The following is a 12,527-nucleotide window of genomic DNA, read 5'->3' as shown; positions in this document are numbered from 1 at the left end:
TTTCGAATAAAAAAAAACCCCCCGAATGGGGGATGAACTTTTCATTAGATGGTGTTACCGGCTTCTTTTAAGGATAGACTGTTTACACGATCGATCAATTGCCGCAAGCTTGTTTCGTCCGAACCATAATGCCGGACATCCTCTTCAAGCAGTTTGTCGGCCTCGTCTCGAGTGTACGTGAAGCTATAGACCGCGCCGTCATATCGACCCGTGGTGTCTACAATCGAATGAGTTATACTGCCTACGTTATCAATCAGGCTTAAGAGCAGAATGGAATTGCGATAAAAAGCTTCACCTCGTATTGCTCCATCTACTGACACATCAGTCGCGTCATTCATTATATAATGGATGGTCACTCCGTAAGGCTGAGCTGTTGTTTGAAGCTCAAGTCCATTGACCTCCACACCCGCCGGCTTGGGCATTCCGCCAACGAGACCGCCAACCTTTATATGGTTACCCACGTAAAGCGTTTTGTTGTTCATCAGCTTATCCATATGATATCCCGAGTGCAATAGCTGCAAGGGAGGCTGCGAGATTGGCTGGAAAGGCTTCGGATTGGTTGTGCATCCTACAATCAGGGCTGCAATAACGAGCATAGAGCCTGCGACCGTCCAGGAAGAGGGCCGGCGATAAGAAAGAATATTTTTTATTCTGGCCTTCACATGACTCTCTCCGAAAGCGAGCGGACTACCGGTTAGCAACCCGCTTCTGCTTGCGGAAAGCGATAGCAAGGTGGTGGAGTAGCTTTTTTTGATCCGGTCGCCCATTTTGTTCACGACACGCTCATCGCAGGACATTTCCATGTCTTTGCTCATGAGCGCATAAGACAGCCACATCAACGGATTAAACCAGTGGACGATAAGCAGCACAAATGCAAAAGGTTTTATTAGATAATCCCGTCTCGTGATATGCGTCTGCTCGTGCATTAAAATATAAGACAGCTCATGCTCGCTTAAGCCGGTCGGAATGTATATTTTCGGCTTGAGAAAACCGCAAACAAAAGGTGTGGAAATCCGGTCCGTCTCAAAAATATGGTCCTTGACGAGTGTCGCCGTCCGGACTTTGGACAACATGTTCAAGTACGAAGCGACGCTGGAAAGAAGGAGAAGGGCCGCGCCTGTTATCCAGATGATACTTCCGATCCATAGGATGAATGGTAGCGGATTGGCGCTTGTCAGGGGAGTCATCTCTCTTATTGCAGCCTCCACGACCGGAATTTTCTGCATCCCCATATTCTGCGGTACAAGCTCCATGAAGCCTGTGCCGGTTTTGGTCTGAGGCTGAGCCAGCCGCAATATACTGAAGTCTGAAGTGAAGGTGACGGGGAAGACCAGTCTGATGGCTACGACCGACCATAGCATATAGGAAAATAGTTTAGGAACGCGCCTCAAAAGAAGTCTTGCTATGATTACCGCAAGCGCCACGTAGCTTGCCGTTACGCTCATATTGAGGATCATAAGAAAAAGGCTCGTCATTCGGTCGCCTCCTCAATAATCCGCTTCAACTCCTTAGCTTCCCTCTCAGACAGCTTCTTATCGCCCAGAAAAGCGGTTAAAAACTGCGGCAAAGATCCGTTGAAAGCTTTGGCAACCACCGTCTGACTTTCGTATTTCAACGCATCGGTTTTCTTGACCATTGCAGTGACCGTTGCGTCCTCGTTCCTGAGGATGCCCCGCTCACACAGCTTTCTTAGGACGGTATAGGTCGTGGACTTTTTCCAGCCAAGCTTGGTCTGGCTTAGCTTGACAAGATCTGTAGAATTAATGGGTTCATGATCCCAAATCAGGCATGCGAATTTGTATTCGGCATCGAACAGTTTGTACGATTCCATTCGGATTGTCCTCCTAGTGAGTTTACCGCTATAAACCTTCTTAAAAAGAGTTTATTGTAGTAAACCTCACTTGTCAAGGGTTGGAGTGTTGTGCCGACCTCATCGCCAATGACCCACCGTAAGTGCGGTAAACGGTAAGCCCAAGAAGGCCGGAATATTCGCTTGCAATGCGGAAAGCAGGAATAAGATAACATCTTTTCATTTTAAGCTCGGCGATCGTTTCTTTCGAGTATTCATTCCGCTGACTTTATGTATTATTATGGATTCATGAAATAGAGAGATATGACGGGAGGAAAAGAGAATGAAAAAAACGAGAATTGTCATCATCGGGGCCGGGGCGGTCGGTTCGACTACCGCCTATACGCTGCTGCTCAGAAACCGTGCCGACGAGCTTGTGCTGGTCGACGCGAACCATCAGAAAGCTGTCGGAGACGCGCTGGATATGAATCACGGCATGCCTTTTGTCGGAGGGTGCAAGCTTTGGGCGGGCACGTACGAGGATTGCCGGGAGGCGGATATTATCGTGATCGCCGCTGGGGCCGCGCAGAAGGAAGGGGAATCCCGCATCGATCTGCTGAGGCGGAACGTCTCGATTTTCGATGATATTGTCAGCGAGGTATTGAAGCATAACGAACACGGTATTTTACTCATCGCTTCCAATCCGGTCGATATTATGAGCTATTTTACGTGGAAAAAGTCGGCATGGCCGGCCAAGCGCGTCATCGGGTCCGGAACGCTGCTGGACAGCGCCAGATTCCGTTATTTGATCGGCAAACGTCTGGATATCGATCCGCGCAGCGTGCATGCCCATATCGTCGGGGAGCACGGAGATTCCGAGCTTCCGGTATGGAGCCTGGCCAATGTGGCGGGAACGGAGCTGGACATCGGCGAAGAGGACAAAGAGGACATATTTGCGAATACGCGGGATGCCGCTTATCAAATCATTAGCGCCAAGGGCGCCACCTATTACGCGATCGCGCTTGCGCTCGACCGGATTTGCACAGCCATTTTACGGGACGAGGGCGCCGTTCTGAACGTATCCACGAGGCTCGTCGACTATCACGGCATTTCCGACGTATTCCTCGGCGTTCCTTGCATTGTCGACCGGCAGGGCGTAAGAGAGGTTCTGGAGCTGAAGCTGTCCGCGGACGAGAAGGTGCTGCTGCAGCGTTCGGCCGATAAGCTGAAGGGCTTGATCGGGTCGATCGCGTTAGAGAATTGAACGGTTGAGTTGAACGTGAATATAAAGGGGGCCCTTCGGGCTCCCTTAGGCCGCCGTCGCTGTGCTTACAACAACATCTCTTTTATTTTCGGATCGGGTCTCACATCCAGCTCGCGCAGCAGCATCTCCTCCAATTGTTGATACTGCCTCGTCGCTTCATGCTTTCTCCCAAGCTCCACGAGCACCCGTATCAGTTCCACGTGGATGTCCTCGCGGGTCCCGTCCAGTTTTACGATTTCGCTATAATAATGCAAGGCGCGTATGGGCTGGTGGCACTCGCGATAATGCTGGGCCAATAGCTCCAGCAGTTCCATGTATTGCTTCTCCGAATGCCGGATATACGGAATAGCCCATTCGCATGATTTTCCTTGCAGCAATGGCCCGGTATACAAAGCTGCTGCCCGCTCAAGCAAGTCGGCATTGCGCTCAGATGTGTGCCTGATCTCCTTCCATAATCGTTCGAATTCATACAGATCGCAATAAAGTCCGTCCGTATGCAGTCGGATCTCGTCTCCCATTGTCGTGATTTCGCACGAGCAATTGCTTGCATCAATGGCCTTGCGAATATAGTAGAGCGTGGAATTCAAGTTTTTCCAAGCTTTATCCGGCAACAAGCCGCTCCACAGCATATCTATGATTTCCTCTCGGCTTACCGTTCGTTTGCAGATCAGAAATGCGAATAGTTCTTCCGTCTTCGGGCTTCGCAGTTTCAGGAGTTCTCGCCCGCCTCCTGCACCTTGATAGTGGATGCGCATCCCGCCGAACAGATGAACCTCCAAATCCGCCCCCGCAACGACAGGGCGGTGCACTCGTCGGATCTTCTCCATCGTGACGGTCAACCGTTCGATCGTAACCGGCTTCATGATGTAATCCAGCGCATTGATCTCGAAAGCTCTAACCGCATACTCGTCGAAGCCGGTTACGAAGATGAACTCTATGTTCGGGTGGATGTCCACCAGCAAGCCCGCCAGCTTCATTCCGTTCACATCCGGCATGGAAATATCCAGAAATGCAATATCGACACGATGCGATCGGGCATAATCATACGCATCGAGCGGGTCGAGGAACGTTGCAATTTCGCTATGTTCGCTGATTTCGGTTAATAAACGTTTCAATCGCATCATCGGTAATTCCTCGTCGTCCACCACTATAATTCTGAGCATACGTTAGACCTCCTTGCGTAAAGATAGTTTCGCGGGAATTACGATCTCGATGCAGGTTCCTTGGCCTTCCTTGCTTGCAATCCGCATATCCGTACCGTAAAGCAGTCTCAGACGCCGGGTGATGTTCCAAAGCCCGATGCCCTTCGCCGCGTTATCCGGATTCAGAACAGCATGCAGCTTCGAATCGCTCATTCCTCTGCCATCGTCTTCGATGCATAGGGCGACCATACCGTCGACCTGCTCCTTGACAGAAATCGTCACCTTGCCCCCTTTGGAGTGGGCTCTTACACCGTGCCGAATCGCATTTTCCACCAGCGGCTGAATAATCAACGGAGGAATTAGCAGATGCGGATTCGCGTCCACCTCATATTCCACTTGCAGGCGGGGACCGAAGCGGGCTTGCTCGATCGCGACATAAGACTTGACCAATTCCAGCTCGCTTTCAAGCGTCGTCATGGCGTCCAACTGCTTGAAATCGAAGCTGTTGCGCAAATAGCTCGATAACTGCAGCGTAACTTCCTCCGCCCGACTCGAATTGGTCACACATAGTTCGGCGATAGCCGTCAGCACATTGTACAGAAAGTGCGGCTTGATTTGCGAGCGTAGAAAGGCGATTTCCGCATCCCGTGCCAGCTTAACGGACGATTTCAATCGCAATAAGCTTTTCACGCGGGCCATCAACTCCTCGGACTCGAACGGCTTACCGACAAAATCGTTCGCCCCGAGTTCCAGCGCCAGACGAATATCCTCGCTTCGGCTTCTTGCCGTCAACATCAGGACCGGAAGCTCGAATAGCGAAAATCGTTCGCGGATTCGCTTGAGCACCTCGAATCCGGACAAGTCGGGCATCGTAATGTCCAATACGACGAGATACAGATCGTGACGAGAGGAGAGCAGTTGAAGGGCAAGCTCCCCGCGATTGGCGACAATGATCGTATGACCTTCCAGCTTGAACAGATTGATCATGCTTTGCAAATTGCCCGAGTCATCGTCCACAACCAAGATCGGTTCCTGCTTCTCGCCCTCAATGGTCAGCGGATACGCCCAATACGGCGGCTTGCCGACATGCGGAGGGAATACTTCCTCGATCGTCGGCAGCTTCTCTGTGCCGTCAAGTTCCTGTTCTGTGGAGGCCAGGGGAAGCGTGAACGTAAATGTCGACCCATGTCCGGGACTTGAACTCACATGAATTTGTCCTCCATGCAGCTCCACCAGCCGTTTCGTAATGCCCAATCCGAGGCCGGTTCCGCCATAGCGAGACGTTCCGACATGCTCCCCTTGCTCGTAATCCATGAAGATCCGTTCCTGCATATGCGGATCGATACCGATGCCGGTATCGCTGACCGTGACCTCAACCCATTCTCCAATCCCGACAGCGCTCACCTCTACAACGCCCTCGTCGCAAAACTTGATCGCATTGCCGATCAAATTATGCAAAATTTGAATGAGTCGGTTGCCGTCCGCATAGATGGGAGGAAGGTGCTCCGGTACTCGATTGACGAGCTTCGTTCCAGTTCCCGTAAGCAGAAAGCGATGAAGCTGAATAACCGATTCGACATAGGCGTCCAAATTCAAGTCGCTTGGATGAAGCTGGATATCCCCATGCTTCAATTTGGAATAGTCCAGCAGCTCGTTGACGAGATGTGTCAGTCTTCGACCGCTATTCCAAATAATCGATAAATTTTGCGCTTGCACTTCGTTAACCTCACCGCCCACTCCTTTGAGCAGCGATTCCGAAATGTTCACCATCGCATTCAAAGGCGTTCTCAATTCGTGAGACGTATTTGACAGAAACTCATCCTTAATCCGATCCAGCCGCAGCAATTCGTTCTTCATCTCATCAATCGTATGGTAGGCTTCAAAAAAACGGAGAACAACGAGAAAGATCATGATGATGTTCAGGATGATGATACAGGACCGTCCAACCCATATATTGTCGATCACGCCAAGCGCGAACAAGATCGTATCAATCGAGTAAATATTCACCATCAGTACGGCCATGTAAAGCAGCAAAGATTTCAAACGATTCGCTTGCTCGCTTCCGACAAACAAGAAGCCGGCTTTTACGAGCAGCCATATTTGCAACAAGGAATAAAAAACGACGATGTAATACTGAATCATCGTATACTGACCAATGGACAGAAACGGGATCAGCATAGCGAAAACGCCCAGTACGAGCGATACGATCTGCGTCAGCTTCAAGGAAATGATGCTTTTTTGCTGATGATGGAAAAAGATAGCCAATACCATGCAACTGACGATGGAAAGGACGTCTTTGAATTTGTACAACGCCTCGAAGGAAATCCCGCTCACCAGCAGAAAGAAAGGCCGTTCTCCCATCAAGCTGTTATATAATCCGTAAATGAGACACATGAGGGCGAGCAGAAGAAGGGAGTTATCCTTCTTACGATAAATGGCTGCCACAACGAAGCAAATGAAATAAATGAGCGCAAGCGTGCCTAGAATCGCCAGCAGGGCGAATTCGCGAGCCAGCTCTTTCTGCTGCTGTTCCAGCAAGTCCGATTGTTTGCCGAACATCAGCGAGACCGCAATCCCCGCATTAATATAATCGTGGTTGGCGACCTGGACGACAATCTCGACTTCTCCGCCATCGGAGGCAAAAACACCGATTTGGGGCCGGTTTCCCGATCGATACGATTGCTTGTTACGGGCAGGCAGCCCGTCCTCCAGCAACTCCTGTCCGTTTACGTAGATTCGGCTGGAAAAGCGGATATTCGTCTTTTTCAACGCGAAGACCCCGGAGAACGGAAGATGCTTCAGCACCATGCGGTACGTCGCTGCCCCATATGGCGGCAATGAAGTGCCGTCAACGTTATTCCCGTTCCACGTTGAAGGAACATGCATGTACGCGACGTTCCCCGGAACCGAAGGAAGCGACTGCTGGCGAAAATCGTCAGGGGTCAACAGCCGGTCCCAATAAAATTCCCATTCACCGTCCAGTCTGACGATTTTATCCCGATCAGGGTTCCATGTGCCGAGATCCATTACCCCTTCGCGGACGTACAAGGAAGTCCCCGCTTTGTCGGGATTCGACAGGACAGAGAGGGGGATGAGCGAACAAAATAGAAGGCTGACCAAGCAAATCAATACGGTTCTTCCAAACGGCGTCTGTCCCAGCAACACGCTTCCCTCATTTCGCATACATTCCCGCTCTCCGATTCATTCCATACAGACGCTGCGAAATCCTTTCTACAAAATTCGAGCTTATTGTACAAGTTTCCAATCAACACATAATAAACAAGACACTCTGTGCCGCGAGTGGAGGCGTGGAAATGGAAGAGAGCGGACAAGCCGTGCATTTGGAGGGAGTGAACATGAAGAAGCCCGAATGGGGCACGATGAGCTTCCGACTGGATGGGGTCGGAGAAGAAGGGGACATTGAAGCGGACACAAAACATGGGGGAGCTTGACCGACTGGACTATTCTGCCGAGCAGTCGGTCAGACCTAGATTAGCTGTTTTTCAAAATGGCTTCGGCAACCGCGGGAGCAAAACGATTCATCCAATTGAGCAGTTTGACCTTGCCGATCGCAATTTCCAGCCGGTCGCGGCGGTACGCCCGCCAAAATTCCGCGGCCAGCTGCTCGGCGGACAGTTTGCGTTTTCCCCGATTTCGCGTCATCTCCGTGTCGACCAGCGGCGGAATCACTTCAAACACGCGAACAGGGGTCGATTCCAATTGATACCGGAGCGCTTTCGTAAACAGATGCAATCCGGCTTTCGTCGCGCAATACACCGGGGCCGACTTCTTGGGCACAATGCCTAAGCCGGAGGAAACATTGACGATAGCGGCTTGCGGATGCCGGGCAAGCAGCGGAAGAAGCTGGGCGATCAGCTTGATCGGTGCGGTCAGGTTAATGTCCGTTTCCTCCTGGATTGTTCTTGTTCTGTCGGCCTCTTGGACGTTCCAATCGGTGAAAGCGTAGTTGTATTGAATGCCCGCATTGTTGATCAACACGCTTAGATCGGAATGCTCCTCGTTGAGCCACTTCACAAGCCTGCCCCTGTCGCTGTCCCGGCTAATATCGCACGGAATGACCTGTACATCCGGATAGCGCGCCTTCACTTCGGACAGCTTACTTTCGCTGCGGCCTGCGACGATCACTTTATTCCCGTGCTTGAGAAATTGCTCGGTCAAAGCCAGACCGATTCCGGAAGCGCCTCCGGTGATCAATATCGTATGCCCTGACGGATTCATGATCAACTCCCCTTTCTTCCGTTCAGTATAGAGCTTGAAGGGGGAGATTTCCTTATCCTAGGTTTAGGTCCGTCATTTTTTTGCGTATCCGGCTCAGCGCGACGGGGGTTATGCCCAGGTAAGACGCAACATGATATAGAGGAAGCTGCCGGGACAACGAAGCATAACGCTGCAAGAACAACCGATAGCGCTCCTCCGCGGAATACAGCAACAGCTCCCTTTCGCGGGTTTCTTTATGGAGATATAACATCTCGGCAATGACTCGCCCTAGTCTTTCCCAGCAAGCATGGCGATCGTACAATGGTTTGAAATCCGAATAACGGAATACAATCAGCTCGCTGTCGGCCATGGCCTGAATGGAAAAATAGGAAGGGACTTGTTGCAGCAAGGAGCTGTAAACGGTGACGAAGTCGCCGCTCGTGCAAAAGTTTTTATTGAACTCGGCGCCGTCCGGCGTTGTGTAATACAGGCGGAACAAGCCGCAGGTGCAGAAAGCGATTTCGTCGAGTTCCTCTCCCGCGCGGACAAAATGGTCGTGCTGAAGCAGCGTTCGACGCGACGTCCTTGCTGCAAAAAACGCCCATTCCTCCGGAGGAATCGGTACGATTCGATCGATCTGCATGCGCATGGCGGTCAGCGCTTTCGCATCATCGGTCAAGGCGTTGCTTGTCGACTTGTCCATTTGCCGGTTTCCCTCCTCTTCCGGATTTCGCCCAATTTGCCTAAGGACGAGAATCTGCCTGTATAATAGGAAATCTTAACACGGTTTTAAGCTTTTCCGGTTGCGTTTTTCGAGGATCTGACAAATAAATCTCCCGATGAATTTTGCTGGTACGGATGTAACGATTCTCTTCACAGAACCCTTCCATTTGAGCAAAGCTTTGCGGTTCATCGTCAAAGCTGCCGATGTGCATCATTTGACAGCACAATCCTTCTTCCACGTACTCGAACCGGACTTTCTCAAGGAACGGATTAGGTTTTTTCTTTTTCGTCTGTTCCAGAAACCGCATAAACCAGGCTTCAGTCAAAAAATCGGGCTGGCGTATCGTAATCGTATACTTCAAGTTGTTTTTATCCGTCGCCGGCTTGGTCCGATCAAGCAAGTCCCACACGCCCTCAAGAGGAAAAACCGTATATTCGTAATATCCGGCCGGCACATCGTCACTTTTGTAAGACATTTTCACCGCATAACTCAAACTGTATAAAGCTTCTACCGCACTGGAAAATTCCTCGCCGTTAGGGTTTCCGGAGCCACTGACCATAATAAAAGGTATCCTCGGCACTACAACAATTTCCGGTAACCGATTAGGCACATAGAGATGTTTAAAATCTTTCTTGTACTCTATTTTTTTACTCAAATTGTATTTCTCCTTTGCCTGGTTTTTGTATATTTTAACATTTCGAACGTGACAGCTATATGTCATATTTACAATACCTGAACCCGTGAAACGCGTTCGAAGCGGGGGAGCATTCAGCTCGCACATGAGTTTCACGTCCAATTTATCCATCTCCCGGCTTTCCCGATCGACGAGCAGGTAGTCCGGCAAAGGAATGAGTCCGATAACCGGAATGCCGGCTTCGAATAGAGGTTGGCTTTCTCCGAATTGGAAGCGGTTATGGCCCCACAGCTCCTGAGCTCGTTCGTCTCGGTTGCGTCAAGCCGCTTCACCGCTTTCAGCAGCGACACGATTTGCATGCCCACGGCGCCGTTTTCTTCTACGAGGTTTACTCCATCCGTGTAGGTATTCACAAGGAGCGCTTCCTGCTTGTTTTTCCCTTCTATTTTCACATTTTTGTCATGCTTCTTGAAGAGCCCGTTCGAAATCCCGAGCTCTGCCGACAGGACAATGAGGGTAACGATGGAGATTAGCATTTCCTGACCGAGGAATACCGTTGCACAGAAAGCCGAAAGCAATAGCAGACTGGCCGACAGAGACCGATGATGCTTCTTCAGCAAACTCCCTTGCTCCTTCCGTTGGCCATCTGCGCATAGATGGGACCCTTGTAATCTCAGCATATTGAAAAGCCTGTAGTCAATTATACACTGGGGCAAAATATGATATAAAATCCCCTTCCAAAGGTAAAAATTCGTTACCATAGAAGGGGAAAGGTTTCAATATCCATTTTTCGGATCCGCGTGCGGATAATTCTTTTTAAGGCTACCGATTAGCCTCATCCCACTGTAATGGGATATCATCATTGACGGAACGGTTGAACGATCTGCATCCTTCGCCCGTACAGACTTAAGCCCGCTGATGATGTAAACGAAGACCCTTTACCGTATTTAATTGAAATCGCCAAGAATCGCCTCGCACATGCTCTTGCATGCATATATGGATACCTCTTTTTGGGCTTAACTATATCAGATCGAGCAGACGAACCCTCAATCCCGCCTTGATTCTGAACAAATCTCAGTGCTATACTCAAGTCAACGGCCATGAAGCACATGCCGCTTTGATACTTAAAAGTATCGAGGCGGCTTTTTTTATTTCGTTTAGAAGATAGGGGGAGTTTTATGTTTAAGAAACTATATGAGATATGGATGCAGAAACAAATTGAGCAGGAGAAGAATCATCGCAGACGTGAGATGTTACAAAAAGGACTTAGCCACGGAACTGTGGAGTTGTTGCGTTCGATCTGGTATCCGGTTGTCGGTAATTTCGATCACTTGTATCCGGAATGGGAGGTCCGCGATTTCAACAACGGGTATCGGTATCTCGATTTGGCTTTTTTGCCAGGAGGCGCTAAAGGAGATATAGAAGTTCAAGATTTCGGATCGCACGCCAGAGATTTGGATACACGGCGTTTCAAAGATTTGTGCCGCAGACAAAGTTTGTTATCGCTCGACGATTGGATCTTTCTACCGATTGCGTATTTGTCGATTCGGGATGAACCGGAGTTTTGCAAGCAGTTGGTTTTATCGTTCATTGGGAAGTTTCTTTCGTTCGAGGTGGATGCCCGGTTGAATCATATGGAGGCGGAAACGGTGCGGTATGCGCGAAGAGTTATGCGGCCGTTTACACCAATGGAACTTGCGAATCATCTTCGAGTGACCGATCGTTACGCTCGTAATGTGCTGCATGGCTTAGTGGAGAAACAGCATGTGATTGTGGTTGGAGGTCATTTGCGATTTCGGACTTATCAGTTGAATGTAGGCAGCAGCCTGAGGAATCTATGAGAAGAGAGGAGAGAGAAGAGAGGAGAGAGGAGAGAGGAGAGAGGGGAGCGGAGAGCCAACGGAACTTAGAGACGTTATTCTACGAAATTTGGTCGTTTTTGAAAACTAACGGAACCATACGCCGCTATTGACTACAATTCGCGAAGGACTGCCATCGAAATAGGCGAATAACGGCTTTGAGTTCCTTTGAGATTATTATATCTGCAAAATAATTCAAATAAGGTCGCTGAATTCCGTTGCAGTCACCCGAGCCATATACAACGAGGCAAATTCCTGGAGGTAGAATTCAACGCCGTGCTCAGTGCTATACCACGCAATGTGATCCCCGCAATGTTAATCCGTGCTTCGAAGGTAACTGATCCCCGCAATGTGATGCCGTGCTTCGAAGGTAATTGATCGCCGTAATGTTAATCCGTGTATCGAAGGTAATTCCGATTACTTTGCGGAACCCCGAAATCCTACTCCTTGCTAGCAGGCGAACCCCGGGGTTCGCCTCCTCCTCCTGTGCCAAGGGGAAAATGGAAATCCGGATTGAACGTTACGGACGAAGCTGACCCGACGATGACGATCTTAGCGGAGATCTCGATCTCCATGCCGTGCTCATCCGCTACGTTACTTGCACGCGGTCAGAACCCCTTTAGCGGCTCAATCCCCGAACTCCTGTAATAGAACAAAAACCCCACTCTTTCGAGTGGAGCTTTCGTAAGTATGGAGCCTAGGGGGATCGAACCCCTGACCTCATCGCTGCCAGCGATGCGCTCTCCCAGCTGAGCTAAGGCCCCATGTTAAGTATAAGGTTAACCGGCATTGTTGCTAGCAAGGCTTTCCATCCATTTAGACAAGCCCCTCAAGCGACTTCCTTAGTATACAACAGGCAGATAAGCATTTGCAACTGCAGGAGTAAAAGTAAATCAA

At 50.0% G+C, this 12,527-nt stretch carries 11 protein-coding genes and 1 tRNA gene; 3 read left to right on the top strand and 9 right to left on the bottom strand.

The genetic code is table 11. The features are described 5' to 3' along the window. Nucleotides 1-44 precede the first annotated feature (44 nt). The gene (locus tag ABD796_RS04635; protein ID WP_344903541.1) at nt 45-1,475 is read right to left on the bottom strand and encodes a M56 family metallopeptidase; all 1,431 of its coding nucleotides are present in this window, start codon (nt 1,473-1,475) and stop codon (nt 45-47) included. Continuing rightward, nucleotides 1,472-1,831, bottom strand: coding sequence for a BlaI/MecI/CopY family transcriptional regulator (locus ABD796_RS04630; protein WP_344903538.1), 360 nt, complete (start codon nt 1,829-1,831; stop codon nt 1,472-1,474). Before ABD796_RS04630 ends, ABD796_RS04635 begins: the two co-directional genes overlap by 4 nt. Before the next feature lie 301 nt (nt 1,832-2,132). Here ABD796_RS04630 and ABD796_RS04625 point away from each other — a divergent pair, with 301 nt between their 5' ends. Then, nucleotides 2,133-3,053, top strand: coding sequence for an L-lactate dehydrogenase (locus ABD796_RS04625; protein ID WP_344903535.1), 921 nt, complete (start codon nt 2,133-2,135; stop codon nt 3,051-3,053). 65 nt (nt 3,054-3,118) lie between these two features. Here the strand turns inward: ABD796_RS04625 and ABD796_RS04620 are convergent, their stop codons facing one another. Together ABD796_RS04620 and ABD796_RS04615 are read right to left on the bottom strand one after the other, a co-directional pair. Continuing rightward, nucleotides 3,119-4,216, bottom strand: a complete 1,098-nt coding sequence (locus tag ABD796_RS04620) for a response regulator (RefSeq protein ID WP_344903532.1) — start codon at nt 4,214-4,216, stop codon at nt 3,119-3,121. 3 nt (nt 4,217-4,219) lie between these two features. Then, nucleotides 4,220-7,378, bottom strand: a complete 3,159-nt coding sequence (locus ABD796_RS04615) for an ATP-binding protein (protein WP_344903529.1) — start codon at nt 7,376-7,378, stop codon at nt 4,220-4,222. Between the two features lie 131 nt (nt 7,379-7,509). On the opposite strand from ABD796_RS04615, the gene ABD796_RS04610 reads away from it, so the two are divergent. Continuing rightward, entirely contained in the window at nt 7,510-7,647 is a 138-nt protein-coding gene (locus tag ABD796_RS04610; RefSeq protein ID WP_344903526.1) for a hypothetical protein, read from the top strand. Nucleotides 7,648-7,687: 40 nt separating this feature from the next. On the opposite strand, the gene ABD796_RS04605 is transcribed toward ABD796_RS04610, so the two are convergent. The 4 genes from ABD796_RS04605 to ABD796_RS04590 are packed head-to-tail and all read right to left on the bottom strand — an operon-like array spanning nt 7,688 to nt 10,391. Continuing rightward, entirely contained in the window at nt 7,688-8,434 is a 747-nt protein-coding gene (locus tag ABD796_RS04605; RefSeq protein ID WP_344903523.1) for an SDR family oxidoreductase, read from the bottom strand. Between the two features lie 52 nt (nt 8,435-8,486). Further along, nucleotides 8,487-9,116 (bottom strand): Crp/Fnr family transcriptional regulator, encoded by a 630-nt coding sequence (locus ABD796_RS04600; protein WP_344903520.1) that lies wholly within the window; start codon nt 9,114-9,116, stop codon nt 8,487-8,489. Between the two features lie 40 nt (nt 9,117-9,156). Beyond that, nucleotides 9,157-9,942, bottom strand: coding sequence for a GyrI-like domain-containing protein (locus tag ABD796_RS04595; protein ID WP_344903517.1), 786 nt, complete (start codon nt 9,940-9,942; stop codon nt 9,157-9,159). After that, nucleotides 9,924-10,391 (bottom strand): hypothetical protein, encoded by a 468-nt coding sequence (locus tag ABD796_RS04590; protein ID WP_344903514.1) that lies wholly within the window; start codon nt 10,389-10,391, stop codon nt 9,924-9,926. The genes ABD796_RS04595 and ABD796_RS04590 overlap by 19 nt, the downstream gene beginning before the upstream one ends. A gap of 558 nt (nt 10,392-10,949) precedes the next feature. Here ABD796_RS04590 and ABD796_RS04585 point away from each other — a divergent pair. Then, on the top strand, nt 10,950-11,612 hold the full coding sequence (locus ABD796_RS04585; RefSeq protein ID WP_344903511.1) for a transcriptional regulator: 663 nt from the start codon (nt 10,950-10,952) through the stop codon (nt 11,610-11,612). A 709-nt stretch (nt 11,613-12,321) separates the two neighbouring features. On the opposite strand, the gene ABD796_RS04580 is transcribed toward ABD796_RS04585, so the two are convergent. Continuing rightward, nucleotides 12,322-12,394 (bottom strand) — tRNA-Ala (locus tag ABD796_RS04580). Between the last annotated feature and the right edge of the window lie 133 nt (nt 12,395-12,527).

The sequence above is a fragment of the Paenibacillus hodogayensis genome, from assembly GCF_039536325.1.
Taxonomy (GTDB): domain Bacteria; phylum Bacillota; class Bacilli; order Paenibacillales; family NBRC-103111; genus Paenibacillus_AB; species Paenibacillus_AB hodogayensis.
Note: the sequence above shows the minus strand (reverse complement) of the source record. Positions and strands in the feature narration are given on the sequence as shown.